The sequence below is a fragment of the Dinghuibacter silviterrae genome, assembly GCF_004366355.1.
Lineage (GTDB): Bacteria > Bacteroidota > Bacteroidia > Chitinophagales > Chitinophagaceae > Dinghuibacter > Dinghuibacter silviterrae.
The window spans coordinates 3,709,175-3,736,170 of record NZ_SODV01000001.1 but is presented as its reverse complement, the minus strand read 5'-3'; the positions used below and the strand labels follow the sequence as shown (position 1 = coordinate 3,736,170).

Here is a 26,996-nt window from a genome sequence, read left to right as displayed (position 1 = left end):
TTACGGACACTTCGCTGGAAGCCCATACCGCAGCGAGTTTCTCGGAGAATTGAATAGCTGTTTCATAGTATTCTTTTAGGTTAGAACCTTCCACGTCGGTTTTGGTCAAAGATTCCAGGATTTGTTTCTTTTCATCGGCCAGTTTAGTCTGAAGACGGTCGTAGGTTTCTGTCGGGACCTTCCGCTCTACATAGTAGTCTTCTTCTAGGTGGTCGATCTTCTTGTCGATTTCTGTCAATTTGTCTTTGAGGATCTTTTGTTCTTGGATGGCTGCTGCATAGTGTTTGTCGAACGCATGGTTCATTTGCGCCAGGAGCGGGCCTATGAACTGCGGTTGGATGGCATATTGGGACAGGAAGCGGACAAATGCCTCGTTTACCTCCTGGGTGTTTTGATTGCAGTTGCATCCTCGTGTCCGGCATTTGTAATAATGGAACTCATCCTCTTTGCCGGAGGTCTTGTATTTCTTCCTGACCACATACCCAGTGTACCCCGATCCACAGATGTCGCATTTCATAAAGAGCTTTAGCGGATATTCTCTGTTCTCCTTCTTGTGGGATACCCCATATTTACCACCCGCTTCCGCCCGGATGTCATGGATACGCAGGAATAGCTCCTGGGTTACTAACTTCTCGTGGGTACCCTCTACCAACCGCCCGTTGAGCAGCTTGTGGGCGATGATCCCACAGTAGAAAGGGTTGGAAAAGATCATGCTGAGTTTTTGCCGGTATAGGTTCACCCCCATCGCCTTTAGCCTTGACAGTATTTCGTCGTTTTTCATCCCCTGGGATTTCCATTCAAACGCCTTTCTCAAATTCCTGCCGGTCTCGTTGACGACCAAGCGGCGATCCTTTCCGTCCTTTATTACTGAATAGCCCATTGGGTGCTTGATGCACCATATCCCCCTTTCCAGCTTCTCCCTAAGACCGGCTATTGTTCTCTGTCTTCGTAACTGGTTGTCGTATTCGCTGAACAGGAATTGCATGTTTTGCTGAAAGACGCCACCCGGGTTGCTGGTGTCTATGGGCTGGGTAACGGCGATGATCGTCACCCCGTATTTATTCCGGAGTTCCTTCGCCAGCCGCATGGCGCCGTCTCCTGTGCGGCTGAACCGGTCCAAAAGGTATACCAGGACGTGCGTCACCCGGTCCTTGTTTTTCTTAATAAAGTCCATCATCCTTAAAAATTCCTTCCGGCCGTCCGAGCTGGCGCTTTCATAGGTACCTCCAAAGTATCCGGCAATAGCGAACTCGTTGCGGGTGGCAAATTCATCGATGGCTTTCTTCTGCCAATCCAGGCTAAGATTGGTCTCAAATTGCTCCTTGGAGGATACGCGGGTGTACACTACGCAGACTTTGCCCTGGACAACCTTTTTGTAGTTCAGTTTTTGACGTTTTGACCAGGGTTGGAATAGATCAATGGAGGTAGACATGGTACTTCATTTTTGGGCTAGATCAAAGTGCTATACTTTTTACAGAGGTGGAGTTCTCATTATGTTAGCACTGTTTAGGAGGCCTTTCTTGTAACGGAATGTAAGGGCTTAACAATCGCGGCATCATCGATAGATATAGATTTCGGCGGTGGATCACTGTAACCTAACGGTTCGGGGATGTACTCGAATAGAATACGTGCAAGCTGCTCTATGGTCTGTACAATCGTGGCGGCTGTCCCGTCATTATAGTGTTCGCAACCAGGATAAGCCTTTAGCTGTTCGACGGTCAAAGGTTCTTTACTGGGATTGGCCGCCCGGCCAAAAGCAATGCAGTCATCCGCCGTTTTCAAAGGAAGGGTACTCATAACAAAATAGATATAGGTTCGTTTCACGAACCTACGACGGCCCAAAAACGCACTTTCCCATTTAGGGCGTAAAATCCCTATAAAGGGCGAAAAATGCTCAAAATTCCCTGTTCTTGACGCAAAAGGCAATGTAAAGCAATGAGGTTTTTTCATAAAACTCAGTGCTGTCGGGAGTTCGGAGAGAAATATGGATACCCTGCAACCAGGGAAAATCGTGTGAAATATCCTACCGTCGAGGGATGCGTAGCATCTTGAATTTATAAGGTAAGCCCTGTATTTCCCAGATGCCTCTATATTGGACAAGTAGTAGCGCGGTCTGGGGCGACATATTATCATGCTGGAGGGTATTGGGAGCTATTGGGGAGTAATTAGGGAGCAAAGGGGGAATGTTGGGGAGTGTTAGGATTTATTTGCCGACCTCCCGTATTACCAGTATAAACATGGCCGCCGGTTCGACCCCAACCAGCTTGGACAACCGCATTATATCAATTGCCGTCAGTCTCCCCGGGTCCAGGAGGCGTTTAGAGACAGTATTATAATTGAGGCGCATGTCTTTGGTGAGGACGGTAACCGGAACAAAGCGGGTTATATTGCGGATCGGTCCAAGGGTCCCGTTGTCCAGGGCGGTCTTTAGGACGCGGTAGTAATTTGGTTGCCTCATTTGATTTTGGTCATTGAAGTCTATTCCCTATTTTTCTGTATGGTGACGGCTACCAGCCTTGAGCGGTCGTCAAATGGAATGTCCAAAAGAAATGATAGCCTATATATTTCCCGGAAACTAAACCCCTCGGGCTCAAAAACCTTCCTGGTAAAACGTTCGTAGTTTATCCCAAGGTCGGCGGCAACGGTCGAACGTGGCACAATGTCGAAGATGTCATAAAAAGTCTTCATCTCCCCTGTCCTCCATAAGGAGGCCACAAACTTGTACCGCCGGTCCTTTTTAGGGGGTTCGCTTGCGGCGGTTTGGATGGAGTTATTCATGATCTAGGCGGTTTCGATGGGTTGATCCCGTCCATTTTGATCTACAATGTCCATCTTAGGCAAGATGAGCTGTATGAGATCTTTAAATGGCATTCCGATAAGCAGGGCCAGTTTGTGAATATCCTGGAGTGAAAATTTTCTCGGGTTCAGAACCTTCGCTGAAAACCGTTCATAATTCAAATGCAGGTCCGTGGCAACGACGCTTCGAGGGATAATACGAAAAATTTCATCAAAGGAGTTCAAATCCCCAGCCTTCCACACGGAGCGTACATAACCATATCTAATGTCCTTTTCCTCCATTTCAACAGGTTTATTTTGAAGCGCTTACATTAGCTTTTACATCCGCTACAGTCAGTTCTACAAGGGCGGCAAGGTTGATCCCGGTCAGTGCCTCAAGCCCAACGAGCTGCTTAACGTTCAATAACTCCGGACTGTTCAATTTGTTGACCAAACTGTGATAGTGCATCCCCAGGTCATCGGCAACAACCGATTTCGGGACAATCTCGAACATCTGGCGTAACGATTCCAGCTTTCCGGCTTGCCAGATCGTAAAGACATGCTTATATCGGTAGTCCCGCACGAGGGGGCGATTACGCCGCAGAGGTAGCGTCCCCTGGTGTCCTTCCATGATTTCCACCTTTATTGCTATTTATTTCGTCTCGGTGCAGCCAATAAACAGCTTCAACAAGTTGGAGAAACTGACCATGAGCAAACACGAGGTCCGACTTGGAAACTCCGTCCCGGCTATGGCTGGGTGCACATATTGCGCTATTAAATATGGCAGTCATAAACCTCCGGGTCTCGTCGAGGGTTTGGGCATGGAAAAAATCCTTGACGAATTTTCCCGGATTGCGCATATACTCCGGTGTTAGGTAGAGCGGCTGGTTTGAGGCGATGACGGCGCTGTTTGGAATGTCGTGGTCCCTGTTCATTATTTTGCTTTTTATTATTGTATGTTTTATGTTTACAGAAGTAATATGTCCAGAGAACTCCTTTATGCCATGCGTTCTCTTTACTTGGTATAAGGTCATCTGTAAATTCATCTACATACAAAGCAAATAATTAAATAATTGATTATCAATTAATTATGCGTATATTATAGACCATTTTCTGTGTATTTTACCGTTACCTTGTCTAAATTTCTGTCTATCTTAGACGCTGATAAAAGAACTAAATTTGCCATATGGGAACCACTGAAAAACTAAATGGGATACACGAAGGCCGGAACGTAAAACGATTCCGGGAAATGTTGGGTATGAAACAGGATGCGCTGGCCTCTGCACTCGGAGAAGACTGGACGCAGAGGAGGGTTTCCCTGCTGGAGCAAAAGGAATCCATAGAACCGGAGGTATTAGAACAAGTCGCTCAGGTTTTAAAAGTACCCATAGATGCCATAAAGAACTTTGATGAGGCTGCTGCGATCAACATCATCTCAAGTACCCTACATGATAACGCCGGTTCAATAAATAATCATTGCACCCTTTCTTTCGATCCGGTAGACAAATGGCTCGAAGCCATGGAGGAAATTAAGAAGTTGTATGAACGTTTATTGGAATCTGAGAAGCAAAAGGTGGAAATCCTGCAAAATCAATTGACTGGCAGGAAACAATAAAACGAAAGTAGGCATACCTCCAGGACCTCCAATACACCTTCCCTCCTTTATCCCCTGTCAGCGCGCCAGTAGGCTGATAAAGGGTTGTAGGCTCGACAAATCTCCGCCTCCAATTCATAGTCAATATCAAGATATTTATCCTCTCCGGATGTATATTGATATGCTTGTCTCTCATAGCAGATCGTCACACTTTGGACTAAAGACTGCAATGAATCAAATATCGATATCCGGGCCTCTGATTCATAATTGGTCGGAGAATAATAGAAAATCATCCCCCTAACCTTAGGGTCATCACTACAATTTATTAAATAATAATCGCCCCCACCGCTGCCAAATAACGGGAAAAGATCTTTTTTCCAATAATTATTTTGTCGGCTATAACAATCATAATCTTCAACTGCCATTTCAAATGGAGGAAAGATAGCAAGTCGAAACAATTCTAGTTCTCCTAGCTTATTACTTTCCAGATGAGATTCGTTTATTCCATTTCGCCAGGAATATAATTCATATACCTCCTCATTAAAGTTTATTCCGTATTTGGACGCGACGCCTTCAATTTTTTTATTTTCAACACCAGATTGAAGCTCTTCCACTAAGGGCGAGCCGGATTTAATAAGTTGCTGTAGAAGTTGGTCCAAATATGTTTTTATGGCATTCATTGAATGAAATTTAGTCTGAAGTGGTCCCCGATATCGGGGACCACTTCAGACGACCAATAATCCCGCCTTAGAACAGCAGGAAATTGACAATCTATACGGGATCATTTCGGGGTCACCTATCTCGCAAAAGTTGTCAGATGATTAGTCTTTTCTTCCGAATCTGGGTTATGAAAATGGCTTTTGTTGGGAAGGCCTTATATTTAAGAATGGCCAATGGAAGCAGATCGATGATCACCAAAAATTATTGGCTTCGTTTAAAGCAATATTCATAGCCCAATTCAAATATTTTCTTAACAGTCAATGCTTCAATTTCCGATTAGTGGCGGCTGATATAATAGTCAATAAAATCTCTAACCTCGTTCGTCTGCTGTTTTATTGTAGACAATTGTTCAAGATTAATCAATTTCATTATTACTACTTCCTTATCAGGATTTATCTTTTCAATTTCCAATTTTAGAATCTTTGCATCCTTATGAAAATCACTATTTCTGTAAACGGCATGCGAGTTCAAATACTGAACAATATTGCTAATCTTTTCAACAATGGGCTTTCGTGACTTTACTAAAGATTTATCACTCAACTTAGATGCAACTTTGCCTATTTCTGCATGTTTTGCCTTCTTTTGTAGAAATTCCTCAAATGTTGGTAAAAAACTTTCTTCCTTGTTTTCAATGTATACAATGCCTTGAGGGGTTATTTCAACGTAGGCATCTCCCAGATTAAAATTCGCTTTTGCGTATCCTTCGGCTTCAAGGTACTTTCCGATATCATAGATGTCGCTTGGCGTTGCTGGATAGTTCAAATTATCTACTATCTCACTTAAACTAAAAAAACCTGTTTGTCCTTTTCTTTTTAATTCATAAAGAACACTTACAATATAATCGTATAATTCCTTGTACTTGAGCATATTATCTAATCAAGGTAAATCTCTTTCTTTTTTTGCTTATGCCAAAATGTTCAAAGTTATTTAAAAAGCCAAAATGTCCTAACAATGATGTCAAGCTCATATTCTTATCGTAAGCCGCAGGAACGTTGAACTCTATACCCTTTATTTTTATAATGACTTGATAAACAGGAAGTTTCACTGAATTCCCGCCATACTGTATTGTTACATAATCAATAATAGGGGTTTGACTGGTAAATAATAGGGACAATCTTCTGTTTAGAATTGTAATGGCGGCTCCCGTGTCAACGATGAACTCTTGTGGAGTATAGGTTTTTAAATTGGCTTGTGGGTTTATAACTATTCCATCAATGTAGGTCATGTAATATGAACTGCTCCCTGAATTGTATATTTTATGCTTAAATCTAAGTTCTTGCTCTATTCTTTCCATCTAATATCATATTTAAAATCGGGACGGCTTTCATAACATCTTATTGACTGAAAAACAAAACACTAGCCAATATAATAATTTTTTTTTAAGCCCATCAAACATTGGATCGAAAATTGTGCAGCCAGGTCGACGAAAGCCTGCAGTAAGCAGATAAAACAACCGCAAAGCGTTTGATTTATTGCCCGGACGGCAGCAGGCATAAAAAATGGCCCTGAAGGGGGCTAGGTTTTTCGATTTTTGATCCTTTCTGGATTAACCTTCTTTTCCGCTCTTTCCTTATCAGTTAATTTTATAGGCAATTTTTTAGTAAGGGATGCTTTAATAAAGTATTTATTCATCCAAACGACTTCTGTCCTTTCATGGGTATTACCTGAGTGTCCCCTGGTAATTGTTTTAATCATTTTCTTTTGCCAACCTTTTTTGGCAGTCAAAAATTTGTCATATAGATCGTTTTGATATCCGCTAATAAACACCATACATTTTGCTTGGGTAGCTGTTTTTAGTAACGCAGTATGAAACTCTTCGGAATTAGCGTCTATATTATATCCATTAATTCTTTCCCCATAATAAGGCGGATCAAGATAAACAAGTGTGGCTGGCCTGTTTATGTATGATTTCAGCAGTACTAAAGCATCTTTATTTTCAACCCTGACGCTTCTAAGCCTTTCGACAACTTCGGAAAGGCGATCAGGCAAATTGTACCACCGACTTACTCTTGCTTCTTTACCATTTCTGGTGTAGGAATCTGAATGGGAGAAGCCGCCTCTCTCTAAGCCAAATACGCCGTTAATAGCCATCATCGACTGAACCAAAAATCTTCGTGCTCTTTCAATTTCCGATAGACGTTCAGTCGGAATGGATCTCGCTATCTCTAATTCTTGAGCAGCATATGGAGTAAGGGAAATTAGCTCGCAAAGTTTTTCAGGATTTTCCCTCAATTGCCTAAAAAAATTAATTATTTCTTGATCAATATCATTAATAACTTCAATCCCTGCTGGAGATTTTGACAAAGTCAGTGCTGCCGATCCACAGAAAGCCTCAACCCAGCAATTATGTGGCGGTAGGTCTTTGCAGAGTTGCATAGCAATTTTATTCTTTGAGCCAAAATATCCAAATGGTGTATTTATTTTGGCCGCTTTCTTTGAACCATGTATTGACTGTTGGCTAGTAGCCCTGGTAGACTTATCAGTTGTATCACTATTGCTCATGTTGTTCCCCCGTTCCAGTTTTCTTTTGCTTTAAAAAAATTCGTTTATACGCATCTATATCATCTGATGCGCCCTCTTCGTACAAATCTAAATTATAAATCACATAATCTTGTTCGATTAAATCATACATTCTCTGAGCTTTTCTATCTAAACTTTTTTTTATATCCTGATCTAGGGAATTTCTGTATTGCAGAAAATAATAGTTGGCTTGATTGTACTCGGATCCTCCAACACGATGAATTCTATCTAGCGACTGAAGGTATTGGGCACAATTGTATGACAAATCATAATAGATTGCATTAAAACAGGTTTTGTGCAGAGATATTGATTCAGAGCATGCCGCAGGATTAGCAATTAAAATATTCAAACCACTTTTCGGATCAATAAATTCATCCCGAATGTCTTCCCTTGTCTTTTCTTCGCTAATTTCAAAATCATCATCTTTTCTTCTTGGAGTTTTGCCATATATCAATTCGGCCCTCCAATCAAGACTCAAGAAATGATTCTTTAGCAGATGTAATGTGCCGATAAAGTTTGACCAAATGAGTACCTTTTGGCCCCGCTCCAAAAGCACTCTGACCATTTCGATGAGCTTCTCGACCTTTGCAGGGATTTCCAATTTATCATAGTTAGTTAATGTGGTTTTTAGCTCTGAGATTGGAAAGGGAGTATCATTAAGCGACTCAATGGGCAAATCCAGCAATTTAGAGTATGAAAGAGCTTGACGAAGTCGAATCATTCTTCCCTGCCATAATCGATTTAAAATTCCCTCGTTTTCAAAATATTCATCCTGTGACAGCTCAAGTATTTTTGCATTTACAAATTGATATATTTTCTTCTCATAGGCGTTCATCTCCACCAGAATCGGCGGATGAAAATTCGGGTCCAATAAGCCCAAATCCTTTTTACGAACTCGGTAAAAAAGTGGTCCTACCTTTTCGTTCAATAATTCCTTTACAGCTTCATCGTTCTTATTTTTCTCCCATACATCAATTTGAATTTTATCAGCCTCCTTTAAAGGGCTATTGCTATTCCATAGAAAATCGAACAAATTAAACAGGTCTTTGTAACTCCTAGGAATAGGTGTCCCCGTCAAAATACATTTAAACATTGCATGCTCACTGATGTACATTAAGGCGTTAGCCCATGAACCACCTATTTGCTTGATATAATGGGCCTCATCAATGACCACGAAGGCCTTTATTGACTTTTGTGACAGGAATTTTATTACGTCATGGCAATCGTTTAATATCGTCTGGAATGTACTTAAGTAAAGTTCTCCTGTAATTTCAATTGGTTTGTAATACTCGGACTTTCTTTCGGATATATTCCCGCCGGATAGAATAATTGAATTCGGTTGTCGCCCTAAAGTTTCATAAAACTCATTTTTCCATGGTTGAAAGCAGGCCGGAGGACCTATCACAAAAAGAATGTTGCAAATATTATCCTCCTTTAATTTTTCATAGACGGATAATACGACTGAAGTTTTACCACTGCCAGGAACTGAAAAGTTGGCTCCATTACCGATTGAATAAAGATGGAACGCTGATTTTATTTGATGTTGCTTCAGTTTCCTTGGAAGCCTGTTCAAAAAGGTATTGAATAAAAGAAGATTCTCTTTATTGAAGTTGCCATCTTTTACTTCTTTGGCAATATTAAAACGGAGGCTTAACTGTTCATTTTGTTTTGCGGCAGAGCTGAGAAGCAAATTAATCTCATTGGAGACCTCAAGATTTACGGACTCATCCGTAAAATATTCTATAATTTTAGCTATATCACTTTCTATGGATACTATTGGCTTTATAAAATTGCCAACTACTTTTGTGTACCCGAAGTATTGTAATTGGGATAATTGATAGTGTTTGAGGTTTGCTGCCTCTTGAATAATAATGTTTCCGTTTTCAATAGACAGTTTTATCACTATTTCTTCTTATTGAGCTTTTTTAAATTGTACCGTCTATGGTCAATTGCCTCGTGGATTTTGTCCGCTTCAGCACTTATCTGAGAGGTTAATTCCATTGCCTTGTCGTAATAGGAGGTGTCCATATTCTCAATCTTAAGGTTTTCGTGACGCAACTTCTTTAGTGCATCCTCCAGCAATTCTAAAGGCTTGTCTCTCTCTTCCTGGTTTGTTATGATTCGATGCGCTTGTATTAAATTGCCAAGAATACCCTTTTTATAGAGATTTCCCCACTGTTCATCAATGTCTCGATCTTCAAAATTCTTACCGTCTTTAGTTGATTTCATTTCCCCTGGAAGGTCTTCGGGAACCTCTTCTGAAATTTTCAAGAGAAATTTTCGTGCTTCTGCATTTTTAATATACTTCGGCGATTTTCTAACAAAATCATGGACCTTCCCTATCGAGCTTTCTAGCTCTTTTGAATTGAGACTTCTTTTCCTTATAACTTTAAAAATGGCATTCTCAATCTTCCCAATTTCGCTTTCCTTGACTTTAAATTCGGCTAATTTTGCTTTGTTTAAAATAGTGCCATAATAAACGTTACTATAGTCTATAAATGCCTGCCATCTTCCCTCTTTGTCACCAGCGCTTTCGGATATCACATTATAATGCCCCTCAATACCAAAAGTTCTCAAATATCTATCAACACATTCTAAAGGGTGCAAGTAATTTTTTTTAAATTCATTAACTATTTTTTCAAGGTCCTTACCGTGCTTATCTGTATATTTTGGGTCGTCCCGCAACTGTGCTTCTAAGCTATATCCTTCCAGCTCGTTGCTCCTAATGGTTAACGCTCTATTTAAGCCGTGATATTCAGACTTCCCTTCATCTTGCAATTGGTATCGATTTTCTATTTTTCTTATATCAAGCTCCGAAACGGATTCCGGCAAAATCACCACTCGCATATTTTCAAATCGAGGATCTTGGTTTGTCTCTTTGTAAAGTTGCTCCAGACAGAGTTTACGTCTGTTTCCGTTTATTAAGAACCCATCACAAGTAACAATGGCTGGTTGTTGCTGCGATTTGTGCATCAATTGTTTTTTAAGCACTTCGGTCTTTTCTGGATCACTTTTAAGAAGAAAGCTTCTTAAGAGCTCTTGTGCTTCGACATCACATTCGTCTAAAGTGATATTATTTACGATCTCATGGCTTTCCACATCTGCCTTTATTCTTCCATTATCTTTTCTGAATTTTAATAGGATTGTAGGAACTATTTCCACAGTTCTCTCTATCCGTTCAGACAACTCGCTCTTGAAATCAATTACCCACTTTCCGGGTGGAGAAGCGGGTTGTTTTGTCTGATCTATGGCATCTTTGAAGTCCTTATTAATTTTTCGCACCCCTTCAATCTTTGACTTTTTACCCTTGTCAGGCCCGTAAAAGTGATTATGCTGTGTCCCAATTTGAGTGTCTATATTTTGCGTATTTGCTTGGTTATTTATCTGTGACCCCGATGATGAATTTGCATTTTCCTGTTTCATATATTGGCTGATTGATTGTTGCACAATTTCATTCGAGACTTTGTAATTGTTATATTGGTTACGAGCTTCGTGGGCTACCTTCAGCCTTTTTAGTTCAGACACTGGAAATTTATTTACATCATTTGTGATCTTGTGGTGGTTGCCGCATAATAAGATGAGGTTTTCTAAGCTTCTTCGATAGTCGTCTGTTGAAGTTGGATTGTAGCGCTGGCCACCTGGTTCCGCGGCCTCTATATGACAGATTTCGCCGATTAGGTGATTATTGCTATCAACAATTTTCTCCGAGCATGATGGGAAACTACAATTGTTGCCAGATAAGGCGAATAGCTTCTTAATGGTTTGTTGGGTTGGAGCAAGTCGTGCCATGCTATAATTTTCAAAATATGGCTATCTATTCATTATTTAAGTTTCAAAAGGGCTCTGTTATTTTTTCCTTTGCCCCGATCATCACCACTTAGGCAATAATTATTGTGTGCACCTTACCGCTTCTAACCATTTCCCCACCTATCCACGTTTCAGAACGCGTCGGACGAAACACGAAATCTTGCTTTAGCACACCCTTAAAGGGCTCAAACTTATCAAACATTGTCCGTTAATTTTTTTATATAATCAACTTTCAGCCTCTTCCGTCTCCTGCTCTGGGGAAAACGTCAATATTTCCCTGAGCTTCTCCTTCAACAAATGCCACCGTCTTTCTACAAATTCCGGGAATTGCTCAAATTCCAGCATTTCCGGAATTAGTTGTCTTTTCAAATCAGGGCGGGTAACCGCCACCCATTCCGACAACATTTTGTCATTTTTAGATTTGTTCTCATTTCCATCCAACAACTGCATGTTTACAATTCCATTGTAGAAATCGGCATCCTTGAAATAATGTCCATTGCCTACCTCAGTATCAACACCGTTCACTTTCAAATTCCGCTTAGAAAACTGCGATACCGGATGTATATGATCTTTGTGAAAATCTCCATTCTTATAATCCAGATAGGGGTACAAGAGCGCCAGTATCGGAAACGCATATCGATCTTCATACCTCGTATACAACAAATTCTCTATAAATTCGTCGTCCACCGTAATTGACTTTCTTGTCTTGGACATTTTTTTTGCAATAGCTACTGCGGGGAAAGCCTCCACGCCTTTCCCCAACTCGTCCGAGATACAATCCCGTATGATTTTAAGCACGCTGTCAGCCTGTCCGCCAAAAATTCTGTGCAACAATACCGCATGTAGCCACCGCTTTATGATATCCCTGTCCGCTTTATAGCCCACCTTCTTTGTAAAATCCTCCGCCTTTTTTGCTTTGGCCAGGTAATATATAATGGGCAATGCAGCATTTTTGGATGTCATAGTATTTTCCGAGTAACCAAAGTCCTTAATCAACTGAAAACCCTCGCTAATCGCACCTCGGATATCGTACCAGTGCTGTTCAAATTCCTGGGCATTGGCCATAGAAAAATTCGCAACCCGGAACTTAATATCCTCATTAAAGAGCATCAAATAAGTCCTCAACACCAAGTCCTTGCTAATTTGAATCCCGCTATTCGCCCAAATTTCACTGATCAACGAATTGATCTCTTCTCGTGCCTTTAAAAGCTTCCACCCAGCAATCGTGGTCGACATTATCAAGTCTGAGTAATCCAGCTTCTCACCCCCGCTATTTATCCGAATGAAGATATTCAACGCCTTCTCATAATCCTGATCAGTCTCCAGGTAATAATGAATTAGCGGTTTTATATGAACCACATCATGTAATTTGGCCAGCGTTTCATTAATAAATGGGATCTCTGCCCACTGCTGATCCCGTACAAACTGCCCCAATTTGAATGTACCCTGTATTCCCAAAATTTTGCCCACCTCGAACCATATATCTGTAGCCTCCGCCACCTCTGCATCGGTTAGGAAACGGAAATCATACAAACGACCGTCCTCCGTGACGTCCCCTTCAGCATCGTCCTGATTCACCAAGCTACTTAAATTTAGGTAGAGCTTTCTTGTCGGCAGAGAATATGAATTATCGTTCCAGCTTAACCTGTACGTTTTATACGCATAAGAACCCTTCAGACCCAGGTATAAAGCCGTGAGCCGTTGTTGCCCATCCAATACAGCCTCGAAGTCCGGCAACAGCGCAGTGTTGACTTCCTCGCAGTGTGTATGATACCGTTCCCGATAATATTTGAGCACTTCGTAATACCGGTGCCCCCCTTTATTCGCTCCTTCCACTTTCCACATCAAAAGAGAGCCAAACGGATACTCACGCATCAAGGAATCGAATAACAACTCGATATTCCGATAACCCCAAACAAACTCCCTCTGAATTGCCGGTAACAAATATTGTTTATACTCAATTTTCTGTATAGCAGTAGATATGGTAATGGGCGGGAAATAACTCATTATTAAAACATTGATTATGTGACAATATAATTTTTTCGACACGACAAAACAACCGCTAAAACACCCTTTTTTCTTAGAAGCCTCATTCAATCTCATCGTTTCCTCGGCCATTCGATGAATAGTTCCCCATGCCGGGTCCATAGCAACAATGAGCGAACGCCACCCCTATTTCCTTTTTTTTATAGTAAAATGGGTGTTTTAACGGTGTGCAACAGCTGGGAACTGACGTAAATTTAATTTAATCGGTCCGGGGCCGGATCGTAAAGAGACCAAATATGCCTAAGCGTGAAAGAGACATCGAGGTCACTGTGTATGCCAGCGGCGAATATTCCGTCGACAGGCCGATAAATCTCGTGTTTGAGGTATCTAACCGGTCAAAGAACCCCTTGTACCTTTTAAAATGGGGCACACCTCTGGAGGGATTCAAAACCGACTGTCTCGAAATCAGCAGAAATGGAAAACGCATTCCCTTTGGCGGTAAGCAGACCGTAAGAAGCGTTCCTTCTCCGATGGATTTCGTGTTTATTCCACCAGGAAGGTCCAGGACGCGAAAAATAGATATCGCTAGGGGTTACTCTTTTCTCCAAAAGGGCAGGTATCGGATAGGCTTACGCAAAAAAAGTGTCGAATGTCTCCTGGTAAAGCCGACTCTTCCGGTGATTGCCAGGGCCTACACAGTCGGGACAACGGCTAAACATTCTTCGGCTAAATCAGGAAAAGGGAACTGTGTATCGCGGTTGTCGATCAATGTGAAAGGGGCCCATTTCCTGGTTGTACCACTGACGAAGGCGCCCGTAAACAAGCGAATACCAAAGACGAGCCAGCCTGAAAAAGGGAAAACCGGGGCTACCCCGGTGAAATCGACGAATAGGCAGGCGGTGGCTGCGTTGGTCAGCGAACAGGTGTTGCCAGCAACGGGGATCCTCAGGCCTTGCTCGATACAGGGCGGGACCGCGACTCAACAGGCGGCTGTGAACGATGCACATGACAACGGGTATATCCTAGCCTCCCAGGCGCTGAAGGGCTTGCAGAATGACGCCCGGTACCAGTTGTGGTTTGGCGTCTACTTACCCGCCAGGTTCAACAAGGTTCAAGCCAAGCTTCAAGCTATCGTCAGGGGCTTTGAAGAGACGGACTTTGTATACATTATCGACGACAACGCCTGCGATCCCGGCGCGATCGCTTGTACCAATCCCGGAGACCCCAGGATCAATATCTGTACAACATTTTTTTCCCGGCCGCCGGCCGGAACCAACTCCATGGCGGGGCGTGTCCTGCATGAGCATAGCCACAGCTCGGCAGACACCCTGGATGTTCGGTATGGCCAAGCGGCCTGCCAGGCCTTGGCCGCGACAAGGCCCGATGACGCAGCGAATAATGCGGATAGTTACGAATTCTACGCAGGGGGCTGACACAAAACCGAATTTTCTATTGATAGCTGAAAGCTATGCTTATGAGATGTATTCTATATGGCGCCATTTTTAGTTTTTTTTCATTTGCCGGAATTGCGCAGACCAAACGTGCCGATTCAGCGGTTTCGGTAACGCTGGCTGATTCCGCTACACATGCAATGCCGAAGAAAGCGAAAAAAAAACCACGCCCGGTCTCCATCGAATTTGACGAGACAGGCAGGATCATCAGATTCCCCTCTCCTGCGTTTAACGGCTATGACCGGGTTGTATTTTCCGTCCGGATCAGCCGGTCCTTCTTTGCCGGAGAGGTCAACCCATTCCTCGACAAAATGGACAGTGTATATCGCTTCTTCAAAGGGAATCCAGAAAATCAGAAGATCCTCTGGTCTTTGTTCAACGGAAACGCCGATACCACATCCAAATGGTTGAGTGATCTCGATGACTACCGATCGGCGAGCCAAGCGCTGAGCAAGAACTATTATAATTTGCATCAATACGACCCATCTCTTAACCAGGGCTTTTTTCATTATGCGGACAACCTGAGCTTTTTCCCTTTGTCCCTGTATTTCAAAGAGCTACTGTACAAACAATTCTCAGTAAAGATCTCCGCTGGCAATGATTCTATAAAGGAGTTCTTCCTACGGCCGGATGTGGCACATGCCTGGACGGGCAAGGAGGATTGCTATTGGTGGCGTTCCGAGACGATGGCACTGGACACGATATTTTCAAAAGATTGTCATTGCCAGGATGAGTTCAACATTTCGCTGATATACCACGATCCCTGGAAATCCATGCTGATCAATTGGTATAATCAGCAATTCAGCAGGTGCGACACGTCCCTGGCCAAAGGGGATACCCTGAAATGGGGCCTGGCGAAGAAGCTAAAATACCTGCAGGATGGTAATGCCAATATAGGATCGTTACTGAAAACCCAGAAACGCCTCGACTCCCTGGGCCTTACAAAGTCTGATGACAAAGCGCAGCAAGGACTGCGGAAATTAGCGGAAAAGGATACGGCGGTCCGGAAATTGTTGTTATATGTCTATACGTTGCGCACGATGCAATACTGGTTGCTGCATTGGATTTGGTATAACGGGCAATACCTGGTCGTGAATCCTGTGCCGTCACATACCAGCGCCTGGACAGTTCGTCAAAAGGATAGCCTGAAGACGCTTAATAAGGCTCTTGTGGATGCCGGTGAGGAGAAAGGGTTCCTGGATACCGCACGCGTACACATGCGACCCGTGTTTGCCGAATACGATACCCTTAAGATGGTCATCAATGCCCGGGATGTGATGATTGATTCTATCGACCGGATCAAGGAGCGGATCGGCGTCTTTGATAAGATGCTCAAGCAGGATAGCTTGTCAAAACGCATCGTCTTTGCCGATCAGCAATTCTACCATCTCGACCAGCCCTTACTACCGTTAGTGAAGGGGCTTTTGCCCCGTAAGGTATACCTGCTGAGACAGTTCTCCCTTTCCAGGGACAAACGATATATATTCCCTGTTTACCAGGGGGCAAGGAACAAGGAGGCATCGAATGAGATGCCGGAGAATGGGACCCTATGGGTAGCCCTTCACAATATTCCGCAGGGGGCAAAGGTGAGTGTGTCCCAGGTAATGACGAGTTTCAATGATATGGAGGAATTTACAAAGCAGGTGCAGGACCTGCTAAAGGGTTTGGATTCGTCGGGAATATTTCAAACGGCACTTGCGAAAGGGCTTTCCAGTTTTACCAATTTTACAAAAAGCCTGGCCAGCTTTAATGCCATTGATACGGATAAAGAAAACGCGGCAAGGGATTCGGGCCAAGCTCATTCCAATAGCCTGGCCCTACCCGCTCCGGCGGTTGCCTACCTGGAAAAGTCGGCTGATATGTCACCGGTAAAATTTGATACGGACATGATGGTTGTCCAGTCTGTCAGGGCCAGTCTGGACACAGCCCGTGGTTTTTTGACAAAGAGCTTTCCCGGCACCATCGATACGACCGGAGCCTACCAGATCAACCTGTCCCTGTCGATCGATTCTATAAAAGGTAAGGGGATCATCCACGTGGGCGGGCTACACCGCATACAGCTGGCAGCAGGCATCGCCTTTGTTGGTAAAGGTGTAGAACAAACATCCGTGGACACTTCAGGGAACGGTTTCCGAACCTCTTCTTCCACCAATAATGCGCAGACAATCATTGGTATCAAGATATACCCGGCGAAAACCTACCTGCGGGATGGCAGCCTTTGGCCCCGTTATCCTTTACGGAGATTCAGCGTCCTGTTTGCGGTGAGCGTGCCGAAGGCGCTAAATAATTTCTATGTCGGCGGGGGATATGACCTCGTGCCGGGATTGACATTTACTATGGGCGACAATATCTATAAACAGAATTTCTACCAGGTTCGGAACGCACAGATCGTGAATTCGGCAACCCGTTATCGAAGTGCCGGCTTGTATTACGGCGTCACCGTCAACCCGATCCTTTTTGTACAGTTTGTAAAATTATTTTTTAACAACTAAAATATGAAACCAGCCTACGGGAGTTTGCTTTGGGGCCTGATCATCATGGCGTTCAACGGAGGATGCAAAAAACCCGGCTTCAATGATCTGGGGGGCAGCAACGTGATCAATGGCGTCGTCGTTTTATATGATACGCTTGCCCTGGGTTACGGTTATGCCCCGGTTTCCGGCCAGACAGTGTATTTGCAAGACCCATCGGATACCACGGGCTATCTATATTCTTCAAAATCGAATCCGTTAGGGCAATTTTCCTTCAACGGTTTTGACAGTACTGCCCGCTACCGGATCTATACTTCGTTTGATAGCAATCACGTCCATTATACGGGAAACCTGTTGTACAACGATTATAACGCTTCATTCCTCCATGCGTGGGATAGCCTCGTGGTCAGTATCGATGAAAGCAGCCAGAATGGCATCTTCTATGAAGTATTCGACAGCTTGGGCGGACGGATCAGCAATGCTAATCTTTATATATTCACCAGCAAGCTATTATGGCAAGTGACCGATAGCACGGGCGTCGGCAGTAACTACCCAGCATTGAAGTCTGACGTATTTGGTCGTTGTCTGCAGATGCACGTCGCCGGTGGGTTATACTATTATATCATCGCTATCTATAAAGTGAAGCCGGGGGTCTCGTGGAAAGGTGTGGATACCGTCTGGGTAAACAATACGGGAATACGGAAAAAAACGATCACCCTTCGACCTTAACCACCAATATGCCGTTTTGGCAGCTAGCCAACCATCTTTCTGTCACAAACCAATCATATTGTTTACACTTAAAAACTCACGAAAAATCATTAACCCTCCCCGCACCGGGTTCGACATTTGTCCCGTTCTCCCGACTTGGCAGGACAAAGTTTCAATTTTTGAGCTTTGTCCTGTTTCTTTTTCGGACAGTTCCTTGTCCAGCGTGTATATCAGCTGCACAGCCTCGTTGATTCTTGTGGTTCGAAGTTGGTCGCCGTCGAAAGTGAGTTTTTCGGGATAGACCGAACCAATGACTTTTCGCTTTTCTTCGCTGGTGCCGGTTTCGTAAATCTCGCTCAAGTGAAAGAGGTTGTTTAAGCCCTGTTTTAATATTGTGTCGAAGTTATCGGGCTGGTTGACCAGGGCGTTCAGCTTCACTTGTTGCCGGTTTAATCGTTCTTCGTATTCAGCTTTCATGGCGCGATAATCGGCCGGGTCGATCTGATCGGATAGCAGGAGGTCGCGGGCTTTGGACAGCTTACCTTCCAGGTCCTTGATTTGTTCCGTCAGTTGCTTCCTGTCGTCGCTGCTACGGCTTGTTTGCTGATGGTAGGCCTTGTACAGGAACGATTTCAAGATCGGCTGCCATCGCGGGTTAGGCGTATATTTCTTTAGTTCCACTGTTAGCAGGTCGTTTACATGATCGGCCCGGAATCGATGGGTACAACCTCCGAAGCAATGGTAATAAGCGTAATATTTATACCTTCCCCTGGAGGCGCTTCCACTCAACACCTTCCCACACACCGGACACAACAGAAAGCCGCGGAGCGGCAACGACACCGCCGCGACGGTCTTTAACCGGTATTTCCTTCCCCTGCCATCCAGTATATCTTGAACTTCGTAAAACAGCGCTTCCGATATGATGGGCTCGTGTTGCCCCTTAACAAACTGGCTTTCCTCGTCCTTGTGCTTTGGGATAAATATCTTACCGCAGTACACCGGGTTGCGGATGGCAAACCAAAATAGGCTTTTTGTGCCCTTGAAGCCTTTTGCCTTCGCCATCTTCCAAACTTGCTCGGTATTGTACCGGCCAGCGGCCAGCTCCTCGAAGGACCAGCGGATAATATCGGCTTGCGGCTCATCAGGGGCGATAAATTTCCGCCCATTGGGGTCGGTGCGGTTGATATATCCAATCGGGGCAAGTCCCATGTAACGACCTTCTTTGCGGGCTCTACGCATACCATAAAAAACGTTTAGTGCCCGGCGATCGTTCTCCACTTCCGGGGCGGCAAGGTAAAACGCCAACATCATTTTGTTTTCCGGGATGGTAAGGTCTAACGGTTGCTCGATGGCCTGGGGTTCGACGCCTAGCTTTCTTAGGACGTTGATCATTTGGTAGGCGTCTCCGGCATTGCGGCTGAATCGGTCCCATTTGGTGAACAGTACCAGGTCTGGGCGGTCCTTTCGTTTGCGGAGATCCAACAATAAGGCCTTCCATTGGGGGCGGTTAAAGGTCTTCGCGGAATGATCTTCGTAGATCACTTTGCGTACCTGGACAGCATGAAGGCCGCAATATTTGCGGAGCATTTCCTCCTGGTTGCGTTGGGAATAGCCTTTGTCGGCTTGCTCGTCCGTGCTGACGCGGATGTATAAATCGGCTACTTGCATTGTCGTAATTGTTGTGAAATGATGATGGTGGAAAGACGTTCCAGCAGCTCGACGACCTGGGCGGCTTGCTCGTTGGTGATATGAATTCCCTGCGCCTTCAGTCGCTCCTGTACCCTTTCAGGTCGGAACATTTCAGGGCTATATTCGTCCATTAGGCCATCATTTACCTCAAACTCTTTCATACACTTTGCCGCCAGGGGAAAGGATAAAGTTACCTCTATCCGGCTTGCGGCACCTGTTCAGAAAGGTTGCAGGTGTTGGCCCTTCGCTGTCGTTTTGACGGCAGAGTTTTCAGTCGGTTTGCACCCCAAAAATGTCGGCGCGCCAGCCGACCGCGTGTGGCACGCGTCGCCGGCAAGATGTCCCGTTGTGGCACGCCACAACGGAAAGGCAGGGATTTGCCTCCGAAGTCGGCAAATCAAAGGCAAGAACAAGGAGTATTCAAAATGTCATTTAGTCACTGGACCTGGCAGATCGGGTCTGCCATGGATGAAGTCATTCCGAGTCGCCACAGCCCTGTTGTAATCCTTGGCAACAAAAAAACCTAATTCAATTACCTGAACAAAAAGGTCGTAATAACGCAGTAATTCTGGCCGCGAATAGCTACCGAGCTCATCATCCTTGACAACTATACTACGGGAGAATACTTCCCATAAGACCTCTCGCATATTATGAAGGGTGAATTGCGAATACAAGTCGGCAAGTGCCTTGTCACGGGAAATGAGTTGATCCGTAGTCAGCCTAAGCGGGTTGTTTTCATTAACAACCGCCGATAATAGAGTTGACATAAAATAGGGTTTTGATTTTAAGATTGACCTCGAAGGTAGGCAAATTTCAACTTAAAGCTACTTATTAGTAGTATCTTATTAGGGGTAACTCATTCGGAGCGGATTTCCGTTATTTATGGGATGGACCAGAATAAAAAAAGGGTGAAAACACCTATTGAACCGGAGGATCAATTAGTTAAATTGGGGGCTAGAATAAAAGCCTTACGTATAAAGGCTGGATATGCAAGCTATGAGACATTTGCCTATGAGCATGGACTGCCTAGGGCGCAGTATGGAAGATATGAGCAAGGAAAAGATTTGAGGTTTAGCAGTTTGGTGAGAGTCTTAGCTGCATTTGATATATCTGCAAGCGATTTTTTTAGCGAAGGGTTTGAATAATAATTAGGCTTGATGGGCACGTATATTTAAATAGGATCGAGAAAAATGGTTCGAATCCTATTTCATTTGCACGCAGTTTGTGATTTTATTTAATTTCCAATCTTTTCAAAATGACTGCAATTGTTGGTGTTTTAAATTCCCAAGGAATTGCCTTAGCTGCGGATAGTGCTGTGACGGTGACTGGCCGGAATGGAAAAAAAGTATATAATAGAAGCAATAAGATTTTTACTCTTTCAAAATATCATCCTATCGGAATAGCGATATATAATAATGCAGACTTTATTGGAATCCCCCTGGAGACCATTATCAAACTTTATCGCAAGACAATCAAAGAAAAATCGTTCAATACCGTCAATGAGTACAAAAATGACTTTCTTGACTTTGTAAGATCTCAAGTTAGATTAATATCTCCAGAATCAAAAAGGGATGCATTTTACAGTTTTTGCCAAGAAGCCTTTAACCACGTTAAAGACTCAATAACGACTAAACTGAAAGCGATTGAGAACGAATTATTGCAACTTGATCAAGCAGAGGCTATTCAACTGATAGATATAGAAATGCTCAATGAAATAGATGCGTATTTGCAAATTCTCCAGGGATACCACAAGGCTGATTATGTCAACCTACCAGCTGAAAGCTACTATACTCATTATCAAAATGAATTAACCGAGATAGCAAATTTTATCGAACAAGGAATACAAAAGCATCAGCCGCTTGCTGTACTTAAGCCAAACCATCTTGAAAGATTGAATGCCATTTTTTTTGAGCTAGTCAACATTGAATTTATATTTGAACGATTTTGCGGTTTAATATTTTTTGGATTCGGAGAGGCGGAGCTCTTTCCCTCAAGCCACCTAGCCCTTTTGGGCACGTTAATTGTTGATCAACCACGTATCCGCATCTTTGAAGCGAGGGATATAGTTCCTGGAAAAACTAATTCGAACATTCTTCCATATGTTCAGGGTGATGTAACAGAAGCTGTGCTTACAGGTGTCGACCCCAACTTCAAAAATGAGATGAGCTCAGCAGTTGAATCAAGTTTTAGGACGATTTCTGAAGAAATCACAAACAGAATACCTCCAGGTGAGGAGGCGAATCAAATAGCCGCCATTATCAATGACACCGGTACTCAGCTATTGCAAAAGCTGAATGAATATCAAATGAACAATATTACAGGTCCGCTTTTGGACATTTTAGCCCATATGGGGAAAGAAGATATGGCGGAACTGGCGGAATCTCTAGTTAATATCACTTCTTTAAAGCGAAAGTTCACATCGTCAGACTCAGCGGATGAAAGTGTCGGTGGGCCTGTTGATGTTGCACTTGTAACTAAAGGCGACGGATTTGTTTGGATGAAAAGAAAACAATATTTTGACATTAATGACAATCGCGGCTTCATTGAAAGATATTATAAATCATAATTTGTATGACTAATTTGTTAAAGCAAGTAACCCCAAATAACTCACCAATTGCTGGAGATAAGAAGGAAGCAAGTATAAAAACCTATTCTTCGGAATACAGCTTTGAGGGGCGGAAATCTATGCCGTCAATATCCTTGCAAATGCAATCATTTGTTAAAAACAAATTTGCTAAAATAAAAAAATGATGGGATGGCCCTCTATGATTTCTTTCGGATTAGTTTGCCTTACGGAATGAGAAAGAACAAAGAAGGTAAGTGGATGCCTTTTAATAGAGAATACATGCCACTTGCCTATAATGATACAAGCTATAAAGAAGCTACTTTTCACGACCAATATTACCAGGATAAGCCACTTTTTACAAAATATTCCGGCCTTACAGATAAGGCGATTCTAAGCCGAATTCCCGAATCTGCTGTCCGACGCGGCAAGGATGGTAAAATAAATGAATTTTGGCTTTACAATGATGCCACTAATCCCATGATAGCCCCCGAATATTGGGATTCTTATTTGGGCAAAATTAAATGGCTTTCTAAATTTAAGTCAGGTAAGAGTTCAGAGTAATGATTTTTAAGTCAAACGAAAAATGGCTCGAAAACCGCCCTACAAGATCGACTCACATGAAACCCGCAGCATGGTTGCGGGTTTTGCATTTCTTCCAATATTTATAATACCCACATAACCCAAACGTCGACAATATGAGATCGTCAAATTTAATTTCAGAGTTTGAGGCCGCTCAAGAAGTAAAAATATCGCCAACCTTGTTAAGGTGGTTTACTTCCTATGCAGCAAAAGACGACGGAAGGAAACTGATGTTTGAAATTCGCGATGGGTTATATTATTACGACAAAAAGGAACTTTTAGATTTTAGTAGCTATTTACATCTTCCTTGGGCAAAGCCGCCCAGAGGTACCAGGCCATCTATACCCGCTGGTATAATTACAGAGATTAAAACGGAAAGCCATTATCGTTGCCCAATATGCAACACAAATATGGGGGAATTAGCACATATAAAACCCGTCTCAAAGACTTTTGATAACCATCCCCATAACCTGATCTATTTATGCCCCAATCATCATACCGCTTATGATTTTGGAGCTCGGTATGCTAACATTTCGGAAGAGGAAGTTCTGCTACATAAAAAGGCTCTTCAGAACTTCCAGTCAATAAGTTGGGGATTGCAAGGCCAAATCATTAATACCTATTTGTCGTTAATAAATGCAATTGGAAGAGTAAAGGAATTAGAGCATTTACTTCTAAATGCCAGTACCGAGGCAGAGTTTGATAGCTTATTACAAGCGATTTTGGCTAAGATAGACAAATTAAAATCTACTAAAAATGTTAACCCTAAAATAGACCAGTTAATTGAATCTGTTAAAGTTGATAGAAATGAGAAATCTCCAAAAGAAGCATATTTATTTCTTTCAGTTAAAGAAGAAATTGAGAAAGAATATCAACAGGACAAAGGATTAATTAAATGCCCACTCTGCAATAGCAGAGGATATACAGATTTATTTGATATTTGCCCAGTATGTGTGGGAGACGGATATATAAACAAGAAACGAGAAGTTGATATTTCTATTTACGAGATAGAAAATTGTCCTTTATGTAAAGGCAGAGGGCAGACGAATGAATTTGAAACCTGTCCCCCTTGCCATGGCCAAGGGAAATTAACCAAAGAACAAATTGAAATTATTGACTTTTCGATTTATGAAATAGAAAATTGCCCTTTATGCGAAGGTAGAGGATACACGGACGAATTTGATAGCTGCCCGCCTTGCGGTGGCGAAGGGAAATTGACCAAAGAACAAATTGAAACTATTGACTTTTCGATCTACGAAATGGAAAATTGCCCTTTATGCAATGGCAGAGGCTATACGGACGAATTTGATAGCTGCCCGCCTTGCGGTGGCGAAGGGAAATTGACTAAAGAACAAATTGAAATTATTGATTTTTCGATTTACAAAATGGAAAATTGCCCATTATGTAAAGGCAAAGGGCATACAAACGAATTTGAAAGCTGCCCACCTTGCGGTGGCGAAGGGAAATTGACCAAAGAGCAAATTGAAATTATCGACTTCTCGATTTACGAAATGGAAGATTGCCCTTTATGCGAAGGTAGAGGACATACGGATGAATATGAAAGCTGCCCGCCTTGCCATGGCGAAGGACGATTGACTAGAGACCAAATTGATCAAATTGATTTTGATCAATTTTAGCGTGGTAGTAAAGATTTAAATAAAACAAATTTATCGCGTTCGCACTGAGGATAAAAGTGATCAAACTGTCGATCCTCAGGTTAAGTCCTAAGTTAACTTGTTGGTTTTCAGGAATTAATTAAGAATAAGCTTTTGAAATCGTAGATGGAAAGGTTCGAAAACTGCCCTGCCAGGTCGACCATAATTCAAAACCCGCCAGCACGGCGGGTTTCATTTTTTGATGGTTTTAGTCAATTGACTAATCGGTTGATTATCTGGAAGAATTTGGTTCGAATACAAACACCTTCCTTCTGCATCCACAGTAACAAATCATCTACCGGCCTTTGCATTATACGACTCGATCCTGTCGCTCTTGCATGATGATCTTTTTCCCGGCTACACGTTCACCCTTCCAAAACTTTCTGCGGAAAAACTTCCGAAGATGTTTTGCCCATTCACCGGAAACGGTGAGTTGTCCTTTTCTTTTATGTGCCATATTGGAAAATCTTTATTCTATCCGCCATACTTTCTCCGAAATTACCTTTGCACCATATCTGCTCAACATTTCTTCCATCTTGTCAAGCGAAGGCATATTCCGAAGATCATGACCTGCCAGAGCCCGTTTCCAATTGGAAACGGTAGACCGATCGACACCTAATTTTTTATATATCCCACGTTCATTTAGAAGTGTAATAAATGCTTGAGGAGTGCTTTCAATAGTCATGGCGCTATGCTTTAACCGGTTCTTGCTTATAGGTCAAAAAACCCTCCAGGGATAAGTCTTCATCTAGCTCTTCCCAATGCAACCAGGTACCATTTCCCCACACTTCAAATTGTTGCATTTGCTTCGAGGTACCTTTTCTGAGATTCGGGTACCAGGCAATTGGAGTACCAATTACCCTGTTATCGCTCAGTTCAACAAAAATCCTGGTTTCATCGAACCAGACTTTCTTAATTGTAAGCATATATTAAATTTTAGGCGCCGAAATATTCTTTCCATTTAGTTTCTATAATCTCTTGGTTTTCTTCAATGATACTTTCGGCCAAATAAATGTCTTTGTTTTTTATACCCTTATTTTCAATGAGTTTAACAGGATTTACCTCAAACTTGGCCTCTCCGTCGGAATTCTTAATATGTACATGTATAGGCAAATGCTCATTACTGAAAAAGAAAAACCTGATACCAAACATTCTAAATAACTCTGGCATAAGATAGTTTATTGCAAAAATACAATGTTTTGAGTAAGCAAAACATTGTTATTATTAAATCGTTGATACGCAATTTATTATGTAATAATTGCTGGATTATGCCAGTAAGTTTAATTTTTTAATATCGGCCCAAAAAAGGTTCGAAGTAAGTACAGCCAGGTCGACAAAAGCCTGCAGCTTTCTGATCAAACCTGCCGCGAATGCGGCAGGTTTTTTTATGTCGGAGCGGCAACGGCGGAGCTTGCTCCGACGGGGACGCGCAGGCATAAAAAAGACCCCGAAGGGGGCTTGATCAGAAAGCGGTAGGGTTTTGGACACCCCACCTTCTGGATCACCGGAGGCGCGCAGCGCCGGAGGTAATCCAGTCATCTTATCAATATCACCACCCAATTTTAATATATTTGGTTGTGCTCGAAATGAACTCTGATATTTTCCAACAATTAACGGCGCATTTGAATTTATTCGACCGCTCCTTCAGCGAAATATCTACGGTAATTGAAAATTGCGGACCAGGACATTTTTTGTTGCCGGAGGAGCTGTAAGAGACTTTATTATATCTCCATCAATTCCATTAAAATCTGCGATTACTAAATTTCTCTTTCAATGAAATCAATAATAACCATCCTAGTAGCTGTATATTTCTCCCCGATTGGTGTCAAAGCGCAAGAAATAGACTGGTCAAAAACAACGAACTGGAAAATGTACGACGTCCCTCGCATTCACTATAATTCGCCTATCGATTCATTGTCTCAATTCGACTCCGTCCGTTTGAGCCTACAAACACTACAACAATTTTTTAGCAGCGTCACCAAAATACCAAAAGAAATTCGACCTTACTGGGAAGGGGTCTATATATGTACGGCTCAGACAGAAACCGGTCAGAGAATAGAAGTTTATGTAAGTACCTTCGGTGGCTTTTTTATGAACGGCAATACAATGGACTGCTATGAAATTCCGGATGAACGAAAGGAGGATTGGCAAAAATACTTTAAAGATGAGTGGATGTCGATAAAACGAGCTTCCCGATGATTTTTATTGATCCCATAAAATTCCGAAGTCGACTAACAAAAATAGTCCTAATTACATTAGGCATAGTCATACTAGTGCCCAATCTGTTTCCAATACAATCTGCCTTCAACTCCTATACATTCAGTAATAAAGATGGGCGTTTTGTATTCAGGGAATATCCAATGTTCGGGACTGACAGGGTTATGATGAACAAGCAGTGGGAGAGTTATCTCGACACAACGGGTTCGCCGAACAAAACCTTATTTAGGACGTTTGCCAGAAATCCCCTCCATTTCT

General features: G+C 42.7%; 28 protein-coding genes and 1 pseudogene. 10 read left to right on the top strand and 19 right to left on the bottom strand.

Features of this window, described 5'->3' with window-relative positions; translation table 11 throughout:
• Positions 1-592 precede the first annotated feature (592 nt).
• The 6 genes and pseudogenes from EDB95_RS28020 to EDB95_RS16045 form a co-directional block, all read right to left on the bottom strand.
• A pseudogene (locus tag EDB95_RS28020) lies at positions 593-1,432 on the bottom strand (recombinase family protein); the annotation flags it as partial.
• A 74-nt stretch (positions 1,433-1,506) separates the two neighbouring features.
• A complete protein-coding gene (locus EDB95_RS16065; RefSeq protein WP_133994821.1) occupies positions 1,507-1,950 on the bottom strand; it encodes a hypothetical protein in 444 nt (147 codons plus the stop codon).
• 253 nt (positions 1,951-2,203) lie between these two features.
• A complete protein-coding gene (locus EDB95_RS16060) occupies positions 2,204-2,458 on the bottom strand; it encodes a hypothetical protein (RefSeq protein WP_133994820.1) in 255 nt (84 codons plus the stop codon).
• Positions 2,459-2,478: 20 nt separating this feature from the next.
• A complete protein-coding gene (locus tag EDB95_RS16055; protein ID WP_133994819.1) occupies positions 2,479-2,778 on the bottom strand; it encodes a hypothetical protein in 300 nt (99 codons plus the stop codon).
• Between the two features lie 3 nt (positions 2,779-2,781).
• Positions 2,782-3,078: a hypothetical protein gene (locus tag EDB95_RS16050; protein WP_133994818.1), complete on the bottom strand. Its 297-nt coding sequence runs from the start codon at positions 3,076-3,078 to the stop codon at positions 2,782-2,784.
• Between the two features lie 10 nt (positions 3,079-3,088).
• Entirely contained in the window at positions 3,089-3,415 is a 327-nt protein-coding gene (locus tag EDB95_RS16045) for a hypothetical protein (protein ID WP_133994817.1), read from the bottom strand.
• Between the two features lie 546 nt (positions 3,416-3,961).
• Here EDB95_RS16045 and EDB95_RS16040 point away from each other — a divergent pair.
• Positions 3,962-4,390, top strand: a complete 429-nt coding sequence (locus tag EDB95_RS16040; protein WP_133994816.1) for a helix-turn-helix transcriptional regulator — start codon at positions 3,962-3,964, stop codon at positions 4,388-4,390.
• A gap of 47 nt (positions 4,391-4,437) precedes the next feature.
• Here the strand turns inward: EDB95_RS16040 and EDB95_RS16035 are convergent, their stop codons facing one another.
• The 7 genes from EDB95_RS16035 to EDB95_RS16005 form a co-directional block, all read right to left on the bottom strand.
• Positions 4,438-5,049 (bottom strand): SMI1/KNR4 family protein, encoded by a 612-nt coding sequence (locus EDB95_RS16035; protein WP_133994815.1) that lies wholly within the window; start codon positions 5,047-5,049, stop codon positions 4,438-4,440.
• A gap of 316 nt (positions 5,050-5,365) precedes the next feature.
• Positions 5,366-5,956 (bottom strand): hypothetical protein, encoded by a 591-nt coding sequence (locus EDB95_RS16030; protein ID WP_133994814.1) that lies wholly within the window; start codon positions 5,954-5,956, stop codon positions 5,366-5,368.
• A 1-nt stretch (position 5,957) separates the two neighbouring features.
• Complete coding sequence (locus EDB95_RS16025) at positions 5,958-6,383, bottom strand: pepsin/retropepsin-like aspartic protease family protein (protein ID WP_133994813.1); 426 nt, start codon at positions 6,381-6,383, stop codon at positions 5,958-5,960.
• Between the two features lie 221 nt (positions 6,384-6,604).
• Complete coding sequence (locus tag EDB95_RS16020; protein WP_133994812.1) at positions 6,605-7,591, bottom strand: DNA adenine methylase; 987 nt, start codon at positions 7,589-7,591, stop codon at positions 6,605-6,607.
• Positions 7,581-9,512 carry an SNF2-related protein gene (locus EDB95_RS16015; protein ID WP_133994811.1) on the bottom strand — a complete coding sequence of 644 codons (1,932 nt, stop codon included), beginning with the start codon at positions 9,510-9,512 and terminating at the stop codon, positions 7,581-7,583. Before EDB95_RS16015 ends, EDB95_RS16020 begins: the two co-directional genes overlap by 11 nt.
• Positions 9,512-11,398, bottom strand: a complete 1,887-nt coding sequence (locus EDB95_RS16010; RefSeq protein WP_133994810.1) for a hypothetical protein — start codon at positions 11,396-11,398, stop codon at positions 9,512-9,514. Before EDB95_RS16010 ends, EDB95_RS16015 begins: the two co-directional genes overlap by 1 nt.
• 243 nt (positions 11,399-11,641) lie before the next feature.
• Positions 11,642-13,534: a DUF262 domain-containing protein gene (locus EDB95_RS16005; protein ID WP_211352110.1), complete on the bottom strand. Its 1,893-nt coding sequence runs from the start codon at positions 13,532-13,534 to the stop codon at positions 11,642-11,644.
• Positions 13,535-14,277: 743 nt separating this feature from the next.
• Between EDB95_RS16005 and EDB95_RS27330 the strand changes: the two genes are divergently transcribed.
• From EDB95_RS27330 to EDB95_RS15990, 3 genes are all read left to right on the top strand, one after another.
• Positions 14,278-14,835, top strand: a complete 558-nt coding sequence (locus tag EDB95_RS27330) for a M35 family metallopeptidase (RefSeq protein WP_162852629.1) — start codon at positions 14,278-14,280, stop codon at positions 14,833-14,835.
• Between the two features lie 158 nt (positions 14,836-14,993).
• The gene (locus tag EDB95_RS15995) at positions 14,994-17,345 is read left to right on the top strand and encodes a hypothetical protein (RefSeq protein WP_133994808.1); all 2,352 of its coding nucleotides are present in this window, start codon (positions 14,994-14,996) and stop codon (positions 17,343-17,345) included.
• Positions 17,346-17,348: 3 nt separating this feature from the next.
• Positions 17,349-18,053 (top strand): hypothetical protein, encoded by a 705-nt coding sequence (locus EDB95_RS15990; protein ID WP_133994807.1) that lies wholly within the window; start codon positions 17,349-17,351, stop codon positions 18,051-18,053.
• A gap of 42 nt (positions 18,054-18,095) precedes the next feature.
• Here EDB95_RS15990 and EDB95_RS15985 read toward each other — a convergent pair whose 3' ends face one another.
• The 3 genes from EDB95_RS15985 to EDB95_RS15980 form a co-directional block, all read right to left on the bottom strand.
• Complete coding sequence (locus tag EDB95_RS15985; RefSeq protein ID WP_133994806.1) at positions 18,096-19,700, bottom strand: recombinase family protein; 1,605 nt, start codon at positions 19,698-19,700, stop codon at positions 18,096-18,098.
• On the bottom strand, positions 19,691-19,831 hold the full coding sequence (locus EDB95_RS27325; RefSeq protein WP_162852628.1) for a hypothetical protein: 141 nt from the start codon (positions 19,829-19,831) through the stop codon (positions 19,691-19,693). Before EDB95_RS27325 ends, EDB95_RS15985 begins: the two co-directional genes overlap by 10 nt.
• A 318-nt stretch (positions 19,832-20,149) precedes the next feature.
• Positions 20,150-20,488 (bottom strand): hypothetical protein, encoded by a 339-nt coding sequence (locus EDB95_RS15980; RefSeq protein WP_133994805.1) that lies wholly within the window; start codon positions 20,486-20,488, stop codon positions 20,150-20,152.
• A gap of 120 nt (positions 20,489-20,608) precedes the next feature.
• Here EDB95_RS15980 and EDB95_RS15975 point away from each other — a divergent pair, with 120 nt between their 5' ends.
• The 5 genes from EDB95_RS15975 to EDB95_RS15955 all read left to right on the top strand — a co-directional run bounded on the left by EDB95_RS15975 (position 20,609) and on the right by EDB95_RS15955 (position 24,503).
• A complete protein-coding gene (locus EDB95_RS15975; protein WP_133994804.1) occupies positions 20,609-20,866 on the top strand; it encodes a helix-turn-helix domain-containing protein in 258 nt (85 codons plus the stop codon).
• 110 nt (positions 20,867-20,976) lie between these two features.
• Complete coding sequence (locus tag EDB95_RS15970; protein WP_133994803.1) at positions 20,977-22,287, top strand: hypothetical protein; 1,311 nt, start codon at positions 20,977-20,979, stop codon at positions 22,285-22,287.
• A gap of 5 nt (positions 22,288-22,292) precedes the next feature.
• A complete protein-coding gene (locus EDB95_RS15965) occupies positions 22,293-22,472 on the top strand; it encodes a hypothetical protein (RefSeq protein ID WP_133994802.1) in 180 nt (59 codons plus the stop codon).
• A 4-nt stretch (positions 22,473-22,476) separates the two neighbouring features.
• A complete protein-coding gene (locus EDB95_RS15960; RefSeq protein ID WP_133994801.1) occupies positions 22,477-22,848 on the top strand; it encodes a hypothetical protein in 372 nt (123 codons plus the stop codon).
• A 134-nt stretch (positions 22,849-22,982) separates the two neighbouring features.
• Positions 22,983-24,503, top strand: a complete 1,521-nt coding sequence (locus EDB95_RS15955; protein WP_133994800.1) for a zinc finger domain-containing protein — start codon at positions 22,983-22,985, stop codon at positions 24,501-24,503.
• A gap of 707 nt (positions 24,504-25,210) precedes the next feature.
• On the opposite strand, the gene EDB95_RS15950 is transcribed toward EDB95_RS15955, so the two are convergent.
• The 3 genes from EDB95_RS15950 to EDB95_RS15940 all read right to left on the bottom strand — a co-directional run bounded on the left by EDB95_RS15950 (position 25,211) and on the right by EDB95_RS15940 (position 26,060).
• Entirely contained in the window at positions 25,211-25,447 is a 237-nt protein-coding gene (locus tag EDB95_RS15950; RefSeq protein WP_133994799.1) for a DUF2442 domain-containing protein, read from the bottom strand.
• A gap of 10 nt (positions 25,448-25,457) precedes the next feature.
• Positions 25,458-25,691 carry a DUF4160 domain-containing protein gene (locus EDB95_RS15945; protein ID WP_133994798.1) on the bottom strand — a complete coding sequence of 78 codons (234 nt, stop codon included), beginning with the start codon at positions 25,689-25,691 and terminating at the stop codon, positions 25,458-25,460.
• Positions 25,692-25,787: 96 nt separating this feature from the next.
• Entirely contained in the window at positions 25,788-26,060 is a 273-nt protein-coding gene (locus EDB95_RS15940; protein ID WP_133994797.1) for a hypothetical protein, read from the bottom strand.
• A gap of 234 nt (positions 26,061-26,294) precedes the next feature.
• On the opposite strand from EDB95_RS15940, the gene EDB95_RS15935 reads away from it, so the two are divergent.
• A complete protein-coding gene (locus EDB95_RS15935; protein WP_133994796.1) occupies positions 26,295-26,720 on the top strand; it encodes a hypothetical protein in 426 nt (141 codons plus the stop codon).
• The last annotated feature ends 276 nt before the right edge of the window (positions 26,721-26,996 follow it).

Excerpts from the sequence above, each read along its gene's own strand:
- EDB95_RS16065 (WP_133994821.1), bottom strand. The coding sequence starts at position 1,950 with ATGAAAAAACCTCATTGCTTTACATTGCCTTTTGCGTCAAGAACAGGG.
- EDB95_RS16060 (WP_133994820.1), bottom strand. The coding sequence starts at position 2,458 with ATGAGGCAACCAAATTACTACCGCGTCCTAAAGACCGCCCTGGACAAC.
- EDB95_RS16055 (WP_133994819.1), bottom strand. The coding sequence starts at position 2,778 with ATGAATAACTCCATCCAAACCGCCGCAAGCGAACCCCCTAAAAAGGAC.
- EDB95_RS16050 (WP_133994818.1), bottom strand. The coding sequence starts at position 3,078 with ATGGAGGAAAAGGACATTAGATATGGTTATGTACGCTCCGTGTGGAAG.
- EDB95_RS16040 (WP_133994816.1), top strand. The coding sequence starts at position 3,962 with ATGGGAACCACTGAAAAACTAAATGGGATACACGAAGGCCGGAACGTA.
- EDB95_RS16035 (WP_133994815.1), bottom strand. The coding sequence starts at position 5,049 with ATGAATGCCATAAAAACATATTTGGACCAACTTCTACAGCAACTTATT.
- EDB95_RS16030 (WP_133994814.1), bottom strand. The coding sequence starts at position 5,956 with ATGCTCAAGTACAAGGAATTATACGATTATATTGTAAGTGTTCTTTAT.
- EDB95_RS16025 (WP_133994813.1), bottom strand. The coding sequence starts at position 6,383 with ATGGAAAGAATAGAGCAAGAACTTAGATTTAAGCATAAAATATACAAT.
- EDB95_RS16020 (WP_133994812.1), bottom strand. The coding sequence starts at position 7,591 with ATGAGCAATAGTGATACAACTGATAAGTCTACCAGGGCTACTAGCCAA.
- EDB95_RS16010 (WP_133994810.1), bottom strand. The coding sequence starts at position 11,398 with ATGGCACGACTTGCTCCAACCCAACAAACCATTAAGAAGCTATTCGCC.
- EDB95_RS16005 (WP_211352110.1), bottom strand. The coding sequence starts at position 13,534 with ATGGCCGAGGAAACGATGAGATTGAATGAGGCTTCTAAGAAAAAAGGG.
- EDB95_RS15995 (WP_133994808.1), top strand. The coding sequence starts at position 14,994 with ATGCCGAAGAAAGCGAAAAAAAAACCACGCCCGGTCTCCATCGAATTT.
- EDB95_RS15990 (WP_133994807.1), top strand. The coding sequence starts at position 17,349 with ATGAAACCAGCCTACGGGAGTTTGCTTTGGGGCCTGATCATCATGGCG.
- EDB95_RS15985 (WP_133994806.1), bottom strand. The coding sequence starts at position 19,700 with ATGCAAGTAGCCGATTTATACATCCGCGTCAGCACGGACGAGCAAGCC.
- EDB95_RS27325 (WP_162852628.1), bottom strand. The coding sequence starts at position 19,831 with ATGTTCCGACCTGAAAGGGTACAGGAGCGACTGAAGGCGCAGGGAATT.
- EDB95_RS15980 (WP_133994805.1), bottom strand. The coding sequence starts at position 20,488 with ATGTCAACTCTATTATCGGCGGTTGTTAATGAAAACAACCCGCTTAGG.
- EDB95_RS15975 (WP_133994804.1), top strand. The coding sequence starts at position 20,609 with ATGGACCAGAATAAAAAAAGGGTGAAAACACCTATTGAACCGGAGGAT.
- EDB95_RS15970 (WP_133994803.1), top strand. The coding sequence starts at position 20,977 with ATGACTGCAATTGTTGGTGTTTTAAATTCCCAAGGAATTGCCTTAGCT.
- EDB95_RS15965 (WP_133994802.1), top strand. The coding sequence starts at position 22,293 with ATGACTAATTTGTTAAAGCAAGTAACCCCAAATAACTCACCAATTGCT.
- EDB95_RS15960 (WP_133994801.1), top strand. The coding sequence starts at position 22,477 with ATGGCCCTCTATGATTTCTTTCGGATTAGTTTGCCTTACGGAATGAGA.
- EDB95_RS15955 (WP_133994800.1), top strand. The coding sequence starts at position 22,983 with ATGAGATCGTCAAATTTAATTTCAGAGTTTGAGGCCGCTCAAGAAGTA.
- EDB95_RS15950 (WP_133994799.1), bottom strand. The coding sequence starts at position 25,447 with ATGCTTACAATTAAGAAAGTCTGGTTCGATGAAACCAGGATTTTTGTT.
- EDB95_RS15945 (WP_133994798.1), bottom strand. The coding sequence starts at position 25,691 with ATGCCAGAGTTATTTAGAATGTTTGGTATCAGGTTTTTCTTTTTCAGT.
- EDB95_RS15940 (WP_133994797.1), bottom strand. The coding sequence starts at position 26,060 with ATGACTGGATTACCTCCGGCGCTGCGCGCCTCCGGTGATCCAGAAGGT.
- EDB95_RS15935 (WP_133994796.1), top strand. The coding sequence starts at position 26,295 with ATGAAATCAATAATAACCATCCTAGTAGCTGTATATTTCTCCCCGATT.